This window comes from Mucilaginibacter sp. (assembly GCF_028288205.1).
In the GTDB taxonomy this organism is placed as follows: Bacteria; Bacteroidota; Bacteroidia; order Sphingobacteriales; family Sphingobacteriaceae; genus Mucilaginibacter.
The window spans coordinates 166153-181091 of the sequence record NZ_JAQBOD010000039.1 but is presented as its reverse complement, the minus strand read 5'-3'; the positions used below and the strand labels follow the sequence as shown (position 1 = coordinate 181091).

Sequence of the window (14939 nt, the reverse complement as noted above, 5' to 3'; positions counted from 1 at the left end):
ATAAAGAAATGTATTTAGTATTAGTGATCTTAGTGGTTATAGTGTGCACGCTTTTGGGCCTTATTGTATTAATACAAAACCCTAAAGGTGGTGGTTTATCATCAAATTTTTCAAGCTCATCACAGTTAATGGGCGTACAAAAAACCGGCGATTTTTTAGAAAAAGGCACCTGGGTATTGGCAATAATCTTAATGGTTTTAGCTTTGGCAATTAACATTGCAACCAAGGGTGGCGTAACAAAAGCCGATTCACAATATAACGAGCAAATTCAAAAATCATTAAAAGCACCGGCTAACGCGCCTGCTGCATTCCCAACTGCTCCGGCTACTACGCCAGGACAGGCTCCGGCTCCGGCAAAAAAATAATTTATAAAAATATAAATGGAAAAGCTCCCGATACACGGGGGCTTTTTTTATGAAATGCTACTGTCATCATGGCATTGGTAAATGTATTTAATATTAAGCTAATAATTCAGCTGTTACATAAATCTGACAATACAACAGTAAATACATGTCAATTGGTAAATTTTGTTTGCTTGGCATAATTGATGTGTAAGTGCAATAACAGATAACTTTTATAACCCAAAAAATAATATAGTATGTCATTAAACATTAAACCTATCGGAGACAGGGTAGTAGTTGAAGCTGCTCCGGCCGAAACAAAAACCGCTTCAGGTATTTATATACCTGAAACTGCGCAGGAAAAACCACAACACGGAAAAGTTGTAGCTGTTGGTCCGGGCAGATTTGCTGAGCAAACAGGTAACTTAATTCCCTTATCAGTAAAAGCCGGCGATAAAGTTCTGTATGGAAAATTTGCTGGTCAAGAAGTTACAATTGAAGGTAAGGATTACCTTATCATGAGAGAGTCTGATATTTATATAGTATTATAATTATTGAATTATTGAGGGAGTGAATTATTGAATTTACATCCCAATCAATAACAATCGATAATTCAACAAATCATTAATTCTAAAATTAAACAAATGGCAAAGCAAGTTAAATACAATGTTGAAGCAAGAGACGCCCTTAAAAGAGGCGTTGATACTTTAGCCAACGCGGTTAAAGTAACGTTAGGTCCAAAAGGTCGCCACGTAATTATTGATAAAAAATTCGGTTCGCCTGTTATAACTAAAGATGGTGTTACCGTAGCAAAAGAAATAGAATTAAAAGATCCTATTGAAAACATGGGTGCCCAAATGCTGAAAGAAGTTGCATCAAAAACTGCTGATATAGCAGGTGACGGTACTACCACTGCAACTGTTTTGGCACAAGCTATTGTTACTGCAGGTATTAAAAACGTGGCTGCCGGTGCAAACCCAATGGATTTGAAACGTGGTATTGATAAAGCGGTTAAAGTTGTTGTAGAGAGCTTAAAAGCTCAAAAACAAGATGTTGGCGATGATTTCAGCAAGATTAAACAAGTAGCTTCTATATCAGCTAACAATGATGATGTAATTGGCGAAATGATTGCTGATGCGATGCAAAAAGTTGGTACAGGTGGCGTTATCACTGTTGAAGAAGCAAAAGGTACAGAAACAGAAGTTAAAACTGTTGAAGGTATGCAGTTTGACCGTGGTTACCTTTCTGCCTATTTTGTTACCAATACTGATAAAATGGAAGCAGAGTTGGAGAATCCATACATCCTGATCTATGACAAGAAGATATCTTCAATGAAAGAATTGTTGCCGATATTGGAAAAACAAGTACAAACAGGCAAACCATTATTAATTATTGCTGAGGATCTGGATGGCGAAGCGTTATCAACTTTAGTAGTAAATAAAATTCGCGGTTCACTAAAAGTTGCTGCTGTTAAGGCACCAGGCTTTGGCGATCGCCGTAAAGCTATTTTAGAAGACATTGCTATCTTAACAGGTGGTACTGTAATATCCGAAGAAAGAGGCTATAAATTAGAGAACGCAGAGCTTTCTCACTTAGGTATTGCCGAAAAGATCACTATTGATAAAGACAATACTACTATCATTAACGGTAATGGCGAAAAAGCTGCCATACAGGGCCGTGTTAATGAGATCAAAACTCAAATGGAAGCAACTACATCTGATTATGATAAAGAAAAACTGCAAGAGCGTTTAGCTAAATTATCAGGTGGTGTAGCGGTATTATATATTGGTGCAGCTTCTGAAATTGAAATGAAAGAAAAGAAAGATCGTGTTGACGATGCTTTACATGCAACCCGTGCGGCTGTTGAAGAAGGTATAGTTGCAGGTGGTGGTGTAGCCTTCATCCGCGCGGTTGGTGCTTTAGCCGATCTGAAAGGTGAAAACGAAGATGAAAATACTGGTATCCAGATCATCCGTCGTGCTATTGAAGAGCCATTACGTCAAATTTGCGAAAACGCAGGTATTGAAGGTTCAATCATCGTACAAAAAGTAAAAGAAGGTAAAGGCGATTTTGGTTACAATGCCCGTACAGATAAGTTTGAAAACTTAATTGGCGCAGGTGTTATTGATCCAACTAAAGTAAGCCGTGTAGCTTTAGAGAATGCAGCATCAATTGCATCCATGTTGTTAACAACAGAATGCGTGTTGGCTGATGATCCTGAAGAAGCATCTGCCGGTGGCCCGCCAATGGGCGGCGGCGGCATGGGTGGAATGATGTAAGCCCCCGGCCCCCTAAAGGGCGAGTTTAAATATTTACAAAAACCCCTGTATGCAAAAGCATACAGGGGTTTTGTGTTTCATACACTATCCAAAGTCATTAAAAAGTAAACGGATGGTCATTTGTTAATCAAATGATTGATTAAGTAATATTGCAGCTACAATTAAACTTAAATTTGTACTCAAAGTCAGTTAAATTAATATCAGGCACAACAATTGAATACAATTATATATGAAACATCTAACAGAAACCACAATTCACATCCGCACAACAATAATTGAGTGGGTATTTTACAAAGGCCCTACACTTTTTGTATCTATATACGGAAGATAAAAAATTATTAACTTCGTAACTTAATTATGAAGTTACAAGATTCTAATTTACACGCGTTTTACAACACAGCCTATTCCTGGCTTTTATTACATGGGTTAACTCTGGTAATATCAATAATAGTACTATTAATTGGGTTAAGAGTAATAAAATTTATCGGCACACGGTTACGTGGCCGCATGAGTAAAAGAAAAGTCCATTCCTCGTTACAACCATTTTTTCTCAGTCTTACTTTAACCGCTTTATACATATTCCTTATTATTGGCGTAGCCGCTATAAATGATATTAATGTTACCGCATTCAGCGCTGTGTTAGGCGGTTTTTCGGTAGCCGTTGGTTTGGCGCTATCGGGCACGTTCCAAAACTTTGCCGGTGGTGTGCTTATACTTTTATTAAAGCCTTTTGAACTTGACGATAATATTATAGCCCAGGGACAGGATGGTATAGTAGTATCCATACAAATATTTTATACCGTATTACGCACCCCCGATAATAAAACCATCATTATTCCCAATGGTAAATTATTTAACGAGGTAATAGTTAACGTTACTCGCGAAGGCAAAAGGCGGCTTGATTTTGAGGTGAAGCTTGGTTACAGTATAGATGTGGATCAGGTAAAACAAATAATGACCACGGCTATAGCGTCTGTACCCAATGTGTTGACTGACCTCGCGATACGGGTAGGCATAATAGCATTTGAGGTAGATTGTATACGTTTCACGGTAAATGTTTGGGTAAGCCCTGCCGACTTTTTAAATGTTAAAATAGCGCTGCAGGAAAAAATAATTAAAGACCTAAAAGCCGCAGGTGTTAAATTACTTGGGACCTAAATTTGCCGTAAAAGTTTAAATAATATAATGCAACGCGAACAACTTTCTGTATTTGATATGTTTAAGATAGGCATAGGCCCGTCAAGCTCACATACACTTGGCCCCTGGCGCGCTGCCCAGCAATTTGTGCAGGTATTAGAACAGCGCGAAGCATTGCCATTAGTAACAGAAATAAAAATATTGCTTTATGGCTCGTTGGCTAAAACCGGCAGGGGCCATGGTACAGACATAGCCATACTATTAGGTTTAAGCGGAGATGACCCGGTTACGTTTGCGGTTGATGAAGTAGTGCCTAAAATACATCAGATCAAAAAATCTCATAAATTAACATTAAGCGGCAAGCATGAAATTAGTTTTGATGCCGATACCGACTTACTGTTCCTGTTTAATGAAAGCCTGCCTTATCATCCTAATGCGGTAACCTTCCAGGCGTTTTTAAATAATGGCAAAGCCACATCAGAAACCTATTATTCAATAGGCGGCGGGTTTGTTGTGAAAGAGGGCGGGCAAAGCCGGGGTAAAGCCGAGGTTGATCTGCCTTTCCCTATTGATACCGCCGGAGACCTGCTACATTGGTGCATTAAAACTGGGCTCAAAATATCCGAAGTGGTATTGGAAAACGAGCAGGCATGGCGCAGTGAGCAGGAAACCCGCACCGGCGTACTAAATATTTTTAATGCGATGGCAGCGTGTATGTACCGCGGCAGTCATACCGGTGGAAAATTACCCGGGGGATTGAATGTAGAACGGCGGGCAGCAAATTTAAACAAAAGGCTCATTGGTAATAACACCTATACTAATTTTGATGAATGGATTACCGCCATAAGGCAAACCGGCAATAGCTTTCAAAATATATTAGATTGGGTAAGCTGTTTCGCGCTGGCTGTAAATGAAGAGAATGCCTCTTTTGGCAGGGTGGTTACCGCCCCAACCAATGGCGCCGCAGGAGTTATACCCGCGGTATTGCAATATTATCTGGTTTTTTGTGATGGATATAATGAGAAACGCATTATCCAGTTTTTACTAACTGCATCAGAGATAGGGTGTATCTTTAAAAAAGGTGCTACCATATCGGCAGCTATGGGTGGTTGCCAGGCAGAAATAGGTGTATCATCAGCCATGGCTGCAGCTGCACTTACCGAGTGTTTAGGCGGCTCACAGCGACAGGTAATGATGGCGGCAGAGATTGCTATGGAACATCACCTGGGCCTAACCTGCGACCCGATAGGGGGCCTGGTACAAGTGCCCTGTATAGAGCGTAATACCATGGGCGCCATTAAAGCTATTACAGCCTCGCAGTTAGCACTGCAAACCAATCCTGATAACGCCAAAGTAAGTTTAGATGCCGTAGTTAGAACCATGTGGCAAACCGCGCAGGATATGAATTCAAAATATAAAGAAACAGCAGATGGTGGCCTCGCTATCAATATCCCGCTAAGCTTGCCGGAGTGTTAAACCTTATTTGCGCTGTCTGTGTTCCTCATTACAAGTGTTCAGAAGATTATAATTCCCTCCCAGGGGAGGGGTGCGGCTGGCTGTGAATTGGCAGGGAGGGGTTATGCGCTAAACCCCTCCCTGCCCCTCCCAGGGGAGGGAATCGCACTTGGCCACATTTTAATTTCTTCCGAACAAGTAGATAGCTGTCTTCAAATTGTCTGTGAAGACAACGTGAAGACACAGACAATGGTGGTATTTACTTCTTAAACAACCGCGAATCAAACACAAAAGGATCTACGCTTTTTACTTTCACCTTTTTAAAATCGGGATGCCTTGGATTGATCAGATAATTAAGATCGCCAATAACTGTTGCCGAAGGCACTTGTAACATCAAATGTTTGCTATCTTTTATAAATCTATCACCGGCAAACTGCGTGGCTTTTACAAACGGGTTCCTGTTCCAGTTAGTGGGAAGGTCGGTTACATCAAGTTGTAGAATGCTGTTATCCGGCACCTCAATAACTGCCATGTAATAATTAGTAGGGATAATACCTAACGGAACGTGTACCGCTACCTCAACTACTGCCAATGCCCGCGATGCCGAAGTATATAAAACAGGGGTTCCTTTACTGTTCCACCGGCCGCCGGTTTTCTCTGCACCGTAGCCGGATAGGTCATTGATAAATGCCTGTCCGCTAAGCCGGTAAACGATCATGCAAAAATACCATGTTCTATACGGCCCAACTCATCATAAATATGGGTAATGCCGAAAGAGGTATCCAGCATATCTTTAGGTTTTATACCGCCCAGGGCAACACTGGTGGTATCCATCCAGGTGTAAAAGTTATCGGCTACGCCAAAAACCTCAACCCCCTTTTTGTAAAGCAATTCAATTTGTAATATCCTTTCTGAGTATAAAGGATCGAAGGATTTATTTTCCTTTTTATAGCGTTGTATAGTACGCTCTGAAAGATGCAAGTATGACGACCAGTCTTCAAAGCCAAAGTGAATTTGATTAGAAAGTCTTGTAAAATACGGAAATGGAACACCTTCCCTAACCATGTTGGTTAAATCAAAGGTATCATCACCGGGATGGGCATATTTTTTTGATTTGCTCATATCTTTGTCATTTGTCATTTGTCATCAAATTTACGACAGATGTCTAATATAAGCAAGTTTTATTAAAAATTAGTTTTAATTAACCTTATACTATCTCCATTTCAAATAATGTAGTAATATAGTGTTGAAGGATTTTTTGTACTTGTTTTATATCAATTTCTTTGCCCAGTTCTTTTTGCATAGAGGTTACAGCTTTATCATCAATACCACAGGGGATTATGTTTTTAAAATAACCAAGATCATTGTTTACGTTAAATGCCAGGCCATGCATAGTAACCCAGCGGCTGCAGCGTACACCCATCGCGCTTATTTTTCGGGCGCGCTCGTTATCGGCATCAAGCCAAACACCGGTGTAGCCCGGGTAACGGCTGGCTTTTATGCCATAATCTGCCAGGGTAAGTATTACAGCCTCTTCAAGGGTGCGTAAGTATAAATGTATATCAGTAAAAAAATTATCAAGGTCAAGAATAGGATAGCTTACTAATTGCCCGGGGCCATGATAGGTAATATCGCCGCCACGGTTAATATGATAATAAACAGCATCGTTTTCTTCCAGGCCCTTTTCGTCAAGCAACAAATGTTCGGGCTTGCCGCTATTGCCCAAAGTATAAACATGCGGATGCTCACAAAAAACAAGGTAATTAGGAGTTAATATATCGTCGGGCTGGTTATCCCCGGCAACAGCCAGTAGCCTGTTACGTATCTCCATTTTTAATTGGATAGTATCGGCAAATAGTGCTTCCTGTTTGGCCCAGGCTTCTTTATAATCAATTAATCCCCAATCTTGTACTGTTACTTTTTTATTCTTCATCATTACCCCTTTACGTAACCTATCATATAATCTTCATACTGCAAATATCCTACGGTATAATCAATATTAATGTCGCCCTTGTTTAAAATGGCATTTACCTGACCCTGCTCTGTGAAACTGAATGGTCTTATCAAAATATCATCCATAAATGATACTTCTTTTTGGCCATGGCATTTATATACTGCTTCTTTAACACACCAACAGGCATATAGTTGCTGTATTTTATGTTCATTATTAATAAAAGCGAGTTCCGCGGGGCGTAAAAACCTGGAGGCAATACGTTCTACCTTTTGTTTTATCTGCTCAATATCAATTCCTACCGGTTTTTTTTTACTGATCATTACCGCGGCATAATCAAACGAATGACTTAAAGAAATATGATAGGGCAGGGATACAAGATATGGTTTGCCATGCTCGTCAACCCGGGAGTCAATATACTCTTCGGTACGTAACATTTTGCGTAACAAAACACGCGTACCTAACCAATGCAGGTGTCGTTTGCCGTTGCTTATGTTTTCAACAAAGGTCTTTTCTTCATCGTTTAGCTGTAATTGTTTGTACAGATCCTCAGCCTGTTCTTCTATTTTCCAGAGCGCAAATTCTGTATCCTCATCAACCCGTTGCCTGTAAGCTATAGCCATAAAAGTAAAATTGCAAAAAGCATGGCAAACTTAGGGCAATTAATTCTATTTTTAGCCAAATAAACATTCCTGTCTATGATATTATCAGATAAGCGCATACTTGAAGAAATTGATAAGGGCCATATTATTATTGAGCCGTTTAACCGTGAATGTTTAGGAACAAACTCGTACGATGTGCATTTAAGTAAACACCTGGCTACTTATCGCGATAGGGTACTGGATGCCAGGCTGCACAATGAAATAGATAGTTTTGAAATACCCAAAGAAGGATTTGTTTTACAACCCGGTACGCTTTACCTGGGCGTAACGGTAGAATATACTGAAACGCATAAACACGTTCCATTTTTAGAAGGGAAATCAAGCACCGGGCGTTTAGGTATTGATATACATGCAACAGCAGGTAAAGGCGATGTTGGCTTTTGCAATACCTGGACTTTGGAGATATCATGCGCGCAACCGGTAAAAATTTACCCGGGCATGCCTATAGGCCAGCTAATATATTTTGCTGTTGAAGGCGATATAGAAACCCTATATAACACAAAGGGAGATGCCAAGTATAATAACCCGACAACGCGCCCTGTTGAAAGTATGATGTGGAAGAATAAATTTTAGCGTTATTTTGCTAACATAAATTTACCCCAAAAATCTGCTTCGTCTGTTAAATCTATAAGGCTGCCATTTTTATTAGCTTGAGCGGTAAATTCAGAGCGCCCGTCATCTTTACCTGAACTGGGTTTTACACTAATTGAATGTTTTGCACCTGCTGCTGCCGGTCTTTCTTTTCCTTGTACAGGATTTAATTTAATGTTGAATGCCCATTCTTTGGTTGCCAGGTCGCCTGCATGAAAAAGTGCTAATGGTATAGCTTCTTCATAAGTTAAGTAACCACTGGCCGCATCATAACCCATAGCAATTAAAATATTGTATGGGTTTACTACTAATAGCTCTTCTTCACTAATGTCTTTAAAGCCTTCTACGTGTATTTTACCAAATTTGGCCGACATTTCAGTATTTCCCTGTACCCTTGGCGGCGGCATATCCATATATCTTGATTGGTCACGGTCTGTCGGGCTTGAGGGAAATGTAACAACATATGAAGATTTCTTTTTGCCTTTTGTATCAATACTTAAGGTAATGCCTGCACCTAAAATACTGCTTTGTTGTGTAGCGTCTTTTGTTCTTACAACCAGATAAAGATTATCTTTATCATTGGTAAGTGTATAATCAATTTTTGTTTTGGCATCCGTATAAGCCATCTTATCGCCCCATTCTTTACCATTGCCATCAATAACTACACCGGCAGGTGCAGAATTTAAGGTCAGTGTTTGGGCATTGCATATACTGATTGTGAATAATTGCACCGCTGCAGCGCAAATAAGGTAAGAGCAAGTGGTTTTCATTGCTTAGTGATTAGGTTTAATAAATTGGTTTAATTTAAGCCAGGTGCTTATGTTAAGTAAATATACATTTTTAATAATTAAAAAAATGTATATTATTTTATCACATAAATTATGCGGCCTAAAGTGTTTTTGCCAAATTAAATTTACCCCAAAAATCAGCAGATTTAAATGCAGGGTTATTGGAAGCAGCATCATCGTTAGCAGCACCCCGGCCATGGCCGCCACTGCCACCGCCTGCACCACCCCGGCCTCCACCACCTGCACCACCCCGACCACCGCCACCACCGCGGCCGCCACGGCCACCTCCACCCATAGATGAGTTGTTTGCCTGGTCGTCACCATCCTTTTTTTCAGGTTTCTGAAATCCGTTTATTTTAATATTAAACATCCATTCATTCTTTTTCAATTCATCGGCATGAAAAAGTGTTAATGGGATAGCTTCTTCGTATACCAAAAATCCATGGTCATCATAATTAATGGCTATTTTAAAGCCATAAGTGTTTTCAAGAGTTATAAAATCATATTCAACATCTTTAAAACCATCAGCCTTTATTTTTTTTAACTTGGCTAAACCGGCTTCCAGCTTTTTTTCCTGTAGTGTGTTACCGGCAACAGAAGGTGGGACTATTCCTTCCTGTACAGGAAAAGTAACGCTATAGGTTGATTTCTTTTTACCTTTTGTATCAATACTTAAAGTAATACCTGAGGTTAAAATTTTTGATTGTTCTACCGGATCACTGGTTTTTAAAACCAGGTACAGGTTGTCTTTATCATTGGCAAGTGCATAATTAAGCCCTGTTTCGCTGTTATAATAGCTAAGGCTATCGCCCCATTCTTTTAAACTACCGTCAATAGTAACATTTTCAGGCGCGGGTTTTAAATTGAGGGTTGTAATTTGAGCATTACAAAGATTCGCATGTAATAATTGAATAGCAAAAATGAGGATAAGGAAAGCGCAATTTTTTTTCATTTGAGTGGGTTGTAGGTTATTGTATGTTAAACAGCTATTGTGAAGATTACCTTTAAAACAATATTTTGGTTTATTTATTATTGTTTTTGAGTAATTTTGTCATTATACATGTCAACAGAAACACAAGAACAAACTTTCACACTCGAAGAGGTACTGGCAGGATTTAAAGAGATGCATCGCCTTATTTTATGGAATGATGACCATAACACTTTTGACCACGTAATTCATTGCATGATAAAGTACCTTGATTATACCGATACCCAAGCCGAAAGAATAGCCTGGAAAGTACATAACGAGGGTAAATGCGCCGTATTGGAAGGATCATTCACCGAAGTAGAAGTATATCGAAAAATTTTACAACAAGAAGGCTTGACTGTTAGTGTGGATTAGCTTTTTAAAGGTTGGTTATTGAAGATTAAAGATTAGTTGGATAGTTCAACAAAAAAGGTTCCTGCAAATTTAATTTGCAGGAACCTTTTTTGTATTTATTTAATTGACAGGCCCAATCTCTAATCTTCAATAATCAATCTTCTTTATACAAAGTAATTCCACCCATGCGTGTCAGGCGCGTTGCCGTACCGTATAGCATCAAGGGTTTTTAATACTTTTTGAGAGAATTCTCTTTCTTTAGCGTCTATCAATGTATACTCTTCGCCATTATAATTTATTGAGCCAACCGGTGCTATAGTAGCCGCGGTTCCTGCGCCAAATGCATCAGTCAGTTTACCGGTTTTAGCACCCTCAATAATTTCTGCAACGGCAACCTTGCGTTCTTCAACCGGGAAACCCCAGTCGCGGGCCAATGTAATAACGGTATCACGGGTTACACCATCTAATATGGTATCCTGTGCTATTGGAGTTATCAGTTTGCCATCCAATACAAACATGGCGTTGGCGGCACCCATTTCTTCAACATATTTATGCTCTTTGGCATCGGTCCATATTAATTGATCAAAACCTTCCTCGGTAGCTTTACGAGCCGGCAGCATAGAACCACCGTAGTTGCCTGATGATTTTGCATAACCCATGCCACCTTCGGCAGAGCGGGTATAGTAGGTTTCTATTTTAACCCTTAACGGTTTTGTAAAGTATGGGCCAACCGGGCAAAGTAAAACCATGTATTTATAGGTTTGTGATGGTGTAACACCCAAAAACTGATCTGTAGCAAACATAAACGGCCTGATATATAAAGAATGACCGGGAGCGGTTGGTATCCAGTCGCGGTCAATATCTACAACAGCGGCAAGGCTTTGTAAAAACATATCTTCGGGCAAAGTAGGCATGCACAAGCGTTCGGCCGATTTATTAAAACGGATCGCGTTTTTATCCGGGCGAAATATAGATACTTTGCCATCAGCATGCTTATAGGCTTTTATTCCTTCAAAAAATGATTGGCCATAATGCAGTGATGAAATAGCCGGGCTGACCAAAATATTACCGTAAGGAAGAATTTCGAAATTTTTCCATTCGCCGTCTTCATAATCGGCCACAAGCATATGGTCGGTAAAGGTACGGCCGAAAACTAAGTTGCTAAAATCCGTTTCTGCTAAACGGGATTTGCTTGATTTGGTGATTTTGATGTCCAGCGTCTCTGTCATGGCTTTTTCTTATTTGTAATTCAGGAAGTGCAATTTACCTAATTTACAGCGTGTTTAGCAAAAAAACCACAGGAATTTACTTTTATTTGATGGTTGCAAAATATTATTCTGCTTAGATATCAGCCCGGATAATCAAACTTAATGATCTGTTTTGTTTACCAAATTAATATTTTGATAATACGAGTTGCCAACGGGCAACACCGCGCCATTTATTTGCAGTTGGTGCCGCTCTATCTTATCAATTTTGTTTTTAGCAGCAATAAATGAGCGATGAATGCGGATAAATTGGTCGGTTGGTAACAATGCTTCAGCCTCGGTTATGGTTAAGCGCGACAGGATAGTTTTATCCCTCAAAACAAAATTAACATAATTGCCCGTAGCCTCCAGGTAGTGAATATCAGCAAAGCTTACCCTTATTTGCTCATAGCCTGTTTTTAAAAAAAGGTAATCCTTTTTGTCGGTTGTGCTGCCTCGTAAAGTATAAATTTCGTTAGCCTTATTGCAGGCTTTAATAAAACGTGCCAGGGCAAAGGGCTTTAACAGGTAATCAATAGCATCCAGTTCAAAGCTTTCTACCGCGTGTTCAGAGTAAGCGGTAGTAAAAATTACCAGCGGCTTTTTGCTGAGGCAGGTTAACAGGTCGATACCACTGATATCAGGCATTTTAATATCCAGGAATAACAGGTCGATCGGTTCCTGCTGTAAAAACTCCATCGCCTTAAAAGCATCGGTAAACCCGGCCCTTAAATTTAAAAACGGCACCTTAGCAGCGTGCGATCGCACAACTTCTAAAGCTAAGGGTTCATCATCAATGGCTATGGCCGTAAGCATGGTTAAATGTATAATAATTATTAAAATTAACGCGTTTAGCAATTAAATTCGATATAAAAAATTACTTCCCCCGTGAAGTAAGCAAATGCAGCAATAAACCTATACCGTTCTGTACTGTACATGAACACGTTGATACACCCTGGTACGCCTTGGTACAGTTAAAATTGCAATGTATTGAAAATCAACCATGTAAATAATTGCCAAATAAGCTAAATATTATATAATGACATACGGTGCTCACAACACCAAATCAATCACCTCATCAACATTAGCCATTAATTGTGCTTTTTGCTGCGGCGGCAGGTCTTTAAGAATAATCTCAAGGGCCTCAATTATTTTTACGCCCGTAAATTCTGCCATAGCCTCCCTCATGTTATTTGCAGTTAGGTTGGTTCTGGTAGATAAGAGCATATCGGGTTTTGCTTTTAATGCCATAACGTTTCATTTTAAGGTGAATGCTTATTAATCTTTTTAACTTTCTCATCCAACATTAAGCAGTAACAATAAGACAATCAATATCATAGAAGGTTACAAATTTACTGTAAGATGTATAAAAAATTCTTTAGCGTTTTCGCGGATAACTAATTCATGCCGTTGCGGATATAACAGTTGCAGCCGCTGTTTTACATTTGCAAGCCCTATGCCACTTTTGTTTTTTTCGGGGTCGTTATCTAATTTTGGGTGAATGCTGTTATAAACATCAAAAAGCAGTTGTGTGCCACGGGTTTGCAAGGTGATTTTTATGTGCGATGGCTCGCGCAGGCTGATACCATGTTTAAAGGCATTCTCTACAAAAGGTATCAACAACATCGGGGCTATTTGCAGGCCGTTTATTGATTCCTCAATCTCTGTATTTATCACAATATCAGGCGATGTTTGTGTGCGCAGTTTTTGCAGGTCGATGTAATTATTCAGGTAATCAACCTCGCGCATTAATGATATATGTTCCTGTACATTTTCCTGCAACATAAAGCGCATCATATCGCCCAGCTTTTGAATGCCCTCGCCGGTACGGTCGGCTTTTTCCTGTATAGATGTGGCATATAAGGTATTGAGCGCATTAAATAAAAAGTGCGGGTTTATTTGTGATCGTAAAAAATCAAGATTGGCAGATGAGCGGCCCAGGGCGGTTTTCAGGCCCACCAATTCTGCACTTTTATTCTGCCTGTGCTGGTATAAAAACCAGGAAAGCGGAGAAATGATAAATAAACTCACCCCTATATTGATCAGGTTAACAATAACAGGTGCCTGCACCCTGTGAAAGATTACAAACATCAGTATAGCGACAGGGAAGATAGAAATGAATAATAGGACTAACACCCTTGCTAAAAATGTGCCCAATTCGCCTTTTTCGGCAATTATCTTTGGAATAAGAATATGTGATGCATACCAGTATAAACAGATAGCAAACAATATAACCTCAGACCAAATAGTTGTATACGACCAATGTATATAGTTCAATAGAAAGAAAAATACGCTTAGTATCCATATACCCAAGGCTACACCAGCATCCTTGGTCACTTGTGTAAGCCCCCCAAACCTGGCCTCGAAATTTTCTGTTAATATAATGAAGACATATTTTGCAAGCGTGTAAAAACCAAAAATGATCAATAACCAAAGTATATCAATTATCTGCTGTTTAAAAAGTAGGTTATATACATAGGCTTCTGACTTGTTATGAAATAAGTAAGATCTCAGCCATGTGCCGGTAGTGCCAAATACGGCAACTACTATTATATAAATACATAAAATAAGCCCTATAGTTAAGACAATATTTTGTTTATTGGCAATGCGCTTTACAATAATGAAAGTTAACGCAAGGTAAGCGCAATAGTAGGTTGTATACCTGCATAGTGTGGGGATGAAATAATATTTAATATACGAAAACGGTACGTTATATTTTTCAAACAGGTAACCATATGGTATGTCCCAGTGGTCCCAACCCAGGTGCGAGGCACCCAGCAAAGTAAATATGGCAAACACATAAATGGCAGTGGCTGCCCAGAACTCAATTTTTTCAAATGTTACGGGCTTTTTTAACAGATCTTTCATGTGTACCAGGTTTAATTATGCCGCAAGGTAACGCGCTGATATCAACCACTAAAATAAATGGGATAAAAGTGCGGGAAATTGGGATGAACGTGCACGTTAAACTCTTCTCTTAGTCCGTCGCTTTTTCGCGAACACTTGATACGCAGTGTATTAATCCTGCCATCCTCCAATTCTAAAAATCCTGATCCACGCTTGTAACAATCAATTTACCGAAAATATATACCTCTGCAATCGATTATTGCCTAATATTGAACAACGTATTTGAGGCGACGAGCCCTCGTGCTGTTATTGACCAATTATAG

At 39.5% G+C, this 14939-nt stretch carries 17 protein-coding genes; 7 read left to right on the top strand and 10 right to left on the bottom strand.

Features of this window, described 5'->3' with window-relative positions:
- Window positions 1–8: 8 nt before the first annotated feature.
- The 5 genes from secG to JWR23_RS08820 all read left to right on the top strand — a co-directional run bounded on the left by secG (window position 9) and on the right by JWR23_RS08820 (window position 5233).
- Window positions 9–365, top strand: a complete 357-nt coding sequence (gene secG / locus JWR23_RS08840; protein ID WP_299515398.1) for a preprotein translocase subunit SecG — start codon at window positions 9–11, stop codon at window positions 363–365.
- Between the two features lie 233 nt (window positions 366–598).
- Window positions 599–892, top strand: a complete 294-nt coding sequence (groES, locus tag JWR23_RS08835; protein WP_299515397.1) for a co-chaperone GroES — start codon at window positions 599–601, stop codon at window positions 890–892.
- A gap of 93 nt (window positions 893–985) precedes the next feature.
- Window positions 986–2620, top strand: coding sequence for a chaperonin GroEL (gene groL, locus JWR23_RS08830; RefSeq protein WP_299515396.1), 1635 nt, complete (start codon window positions 986–988; stop codon window positions 2618–2620).
- Window positions 2621–2977: 357 nt separating this feature from the next.
- Window positions 2978–3778, top strand: coding sequence for a mechanosensitive ion channel domain-containing protein (locus JWR23_RS08825; RefSeq protein WP_299515394.1), 801 nt, complete (start codon window positions 2978–2980; stop codon window positions 3776–3778).
- 27 nt (window positions 3779–3805) lie between these two features.
- On the top strand, window positions 3806–5233 hold the full coding sequence (locus tag JWR23_RS08820; RefSeq protein ID WP_299515392.1) for an L-serine ammonia-lyase: 1428 nt from the start codon (window positions 3806–3808) through the stop codon (window positions 5231–5233).
- A gap of 238 nt (window positions 5234–5471) precedes the next feature.
- Here the strand turns inward: JWR23_RS08820 and JWR23_RS08815 are convergent, their stop codons facing one another.
- The 4 genes from JWR23_RS08815 to JWR23_RS08800 form a co-directional block, all read right to left on the bottom strand.
- Window positions 5472–5930, bottom strand: coding sequence for an RES domain-containing protein (locus tag JWR23_RS08815; protein WP_299515390.1), 459 nt, complete (start codon window positions 5928–5930; stop codon window positions 5472–5474).
- Window positions 5927–6352: an antitoxin Xre-like helix-turn-helix domain-containing protein gene (locus JWR23_RS08810; protein WP_299515388.1), complete on the bottom strand. Its 426-nt coding sequence runs from the start codon at window positions 6350–6352 to the stop codon at window positions 5927–5929. The genes JWR23_RS08815 and JWR23_RS08810 overlap by 4 nt, the downstream gene beginning before the upstream one ends.
- A gap of 67 nt (window positions 6353–6419) precedes the next feature.
- Complete coding sequence (gene lipB, locus JWR23_RS08805) at window positions 6420–7148, bottom strand: lipoyl(octanoyl) transferase LipB (RefSeq protein WP_299515386.1); 729 nt, start codon at window positions 7146–7148, stop codon at window positions 6420–6422.
- The gene (locus JWR23_RS08800; protein WP_299515384.1) at window positions 7148–7786 is read right to left on the bottom strand and encodes a 4'-phosphopantetheinyl transferase superfamily protein; all 639 of its coding nucleotides are present in this window, start codon (window positions 7784–7786) and stop codon (window positions 7148–7150) included. Before JWR23_RS08800 ends, lipB begins: the two co-directional genes overlap by 1 nt.
- Before the next feature lie 75 nt (window positions 7787–7861).
- Here JWR23_RS08800 and dcd point away from each other — a divergent pair, with 75 nt between their 5' ends.
- Window positions 7862–8398 carry a dCTP deaminase gene (dcd, locus tag JWR23_RS08795; RefSeq protein WP_299515382.1) on the top strand — a complete coding sequence of 179 codons (537 nt, stop codon included), beginning with the start codon at window positions 7862–7864 and terminating at the stop codon, window positions 8396–8398.
- A 2-nt stretch (window positions 8399–8400) separates the two neighbouring features.
- Here dcd and JWR23_RS08790 read toward each other — a convergent pair whose 3' ends face one another.
- A complete protein-coding gene (locus JWR23_RS08790) occupies window positions 8401–9186 on the bottom strand; it encodes a hypothetical protein (RefSeq protein ID WP_299515380.1) in 786 nt (261 codons plus the stop codon).
- A gap of 118 nt (window positions 9187–9304) precedes the next feature.
- Window positions 9305–10156, bottom strand: a complete 852-nt coding sequence (locus JWR23_RS08785; protein WP_299515378.1) for a hypothetical protein — start codon at window positions 10154–10156, stop codon at window positions 9305–9307.
- 108 nt (window positions 10157–10264) lie between these two features.
- Here JWR23_RS08785 and JWR23_RS08780 point away from each other — a divergent pair, with 108 nt between their 5' ends.
- Window positions 10265–10546 (top strand): ATP-dependent Clp protease adaptor ClpS, encoded by a 282-nt coding sequence (locus JWR23_RS08780; protein WP_299515376.1) that lies wholly within the window; start codon window positions 10265–10267, stop codon window positions 10544–10546.
- Window positions 10547–10689: 143 nt separating this feature from the next.
- Here JWR23_RS08780 and JWR23_RS08775 read toward each other — a convergent pair whose 3' ends face one another.
- The 4 genes from JWR23_RS08775 to JWR23_RS08760 all read right to left on the bottom strand — a co-directional run bounded on the left by JWR23_RS08775 (window position 10690) and on the right by JWR23_RS08760 (window position 14637).
- Window positions 10690–11754: a branched-chain amino acid aminotransferase gene (locus tag JWR23_RS08775; RefSeq protein WP_299515374.1), complete on the bottom strand. Its 1065-nt coding sequence runs from the start codon at window positions 11752–11754 to the stop codon at window positions 10690–10692.
- A gap of 138 nt (window positions 11755–11892) precedes the next feature.
- Window positions 11893–12585 (bottom strand): LytTR family DNA-binding domain-containing protein, encoded by a 693-nt coding sequence (locus tag JWR23_RS08770; protein ID WP_299515372.1) that lies wholly within the window; start codon window positions 12583–12585, stop codon window positions 11893–11895.
- Window positions 12586–12822: 237 nt separating this feature from the next.
- Window positions 12823–13020: a hypothetical protein gene (locus tag JWR23_RS08765; protein ID WP_299515370.1), complete on the bottom strand. Its 198-nt coding sequence runs from the start codon at window positions 13018–13020 to the stop codon at window positions 12823–12825.
- Between the two features lie 93 nt (window positions 13021–13113).
- The gene (locus tag JWR23_RS08760; RefSeq protein WP_299515369.1) at window positions 13114–14637 is read right to left on the bottom strand and encodes a sensor histidine kinase; all 1524 of its coding nucleotides are present in this window, start codon (window positions 14635–14637) and stop codon (window positions 13114–13116) included.
- Window positions 14638–14939 lie beyond the last annotated feature (302 nt).

Coding starts and splice junctions, on each gene's coding strand:
- secG (WP_299515398.1), top strand. CDS start 9: ATGTATTTAGTATTAGTGATCTTAGTGGTTATAGTGTGCACGCTTTTG.
- groES (WP_299515397.1), top strand. CDS start 599: ATGTCATTAAACATTAAACCTATCGGAGACAGGGTAGTAGTTGAAGCT.
- groL (WP_299515396.1), top strand. CDS start 986: ATGGCAAAGCAAGTTAAATACAATGTTGAAGCAAGAGACGCCCTTAAA.
- JWR23_RS08825 (WP_299515394.1), top strand. CDS start 2,978: ATGAAGTTACAAGATTCTAATTTACACGCGTTTTACAACACAGCCTAT.
- JWR23_RS08820 (WP_299515392.1), top strand. CDS start 3,806: ATGCAACGCGAACAACTTTCTGTATTTGATATGTTTAAGATAGGCATA.
- JWR23_RS08815 (WP_299515390.1), bottom strand. CDS start 5,930: ATGATCGTTTACCGGCTTAGCGGACAGGCATTTATCAATGACCTATCC.
- JWR23_RS08810 (WP_299515388.1), bottom strand. CDS start 6,352: ATGACAAATGACAAAGATATGAGCAAATCAAAAAAATATGCCCATCCC.
- lipB (WP_299515386.1), bottom strand. CDS start 7,148: ATGATGAAGAATAAAAAAGTAACAGTACAAGATTGGGGATTAATTGAT.
- JWR23_RS08800 (WP_299515384.1), bottom strand. CDS start 7,786: ATGGCTATAGCTTACAGGCAACGGGTTGATGAGGATACAGAATTTGCG.
- dcd (WP_299515382.1), top strand. CDS start 7,862: ATGATATTATCAGATAAGCGCATACTTGAAGAAATTGATAAGGGCCAT.
- JWR23_RS08790 (WP_299515380.1), bottom strand. CDS start 9,186: ATGAAAACCACTTGCTCTTACCTTATTTGCGCTGCAGCGGTGCAATTA.
- JWR23_RS08785 (WP_299515378.1), bottom strand. CDS start 10,156: ATGAAAAAAAATTGCGCTTTCCTTATCCTCATTTTTGCTATTCAATTA.
- JWR23_RS08780 (WP_299515376.1), top strand. CDS start 10,265: ATGTCAACAGAAACACAAGAACAAACTTTCACACTCGAAGAGGTACTG.
- JWR23_RS08775 (WP_299515374.1), bottom strand. CDS start 11,754: ATGACAGAGACGCTGGACATCAAAATCACCAAATCAAGCAAATCCCGT.
- JWR23_RS08770 (WP_299515372.1), bottom strand. CDS start 12,585: ATGCTTACGGCCATAGCCATTGATGATGAACCCTTAGCTTTAGAAGTT.
- JWR23_RS08765 (WP_299515370.1), bottom strand. CDS start 13,020: ATGGCATTAAAAGCAAAACCCGATATGCTCTTATCTACCAGAACCAAC.
- JWR23_RS08760 (WP_299515369.1), bottom strand. CDS start 14,637: ATGAAAGATCTGTTAAAAAAGCCCGTAACATTTGAAAAAATTGAGTTC.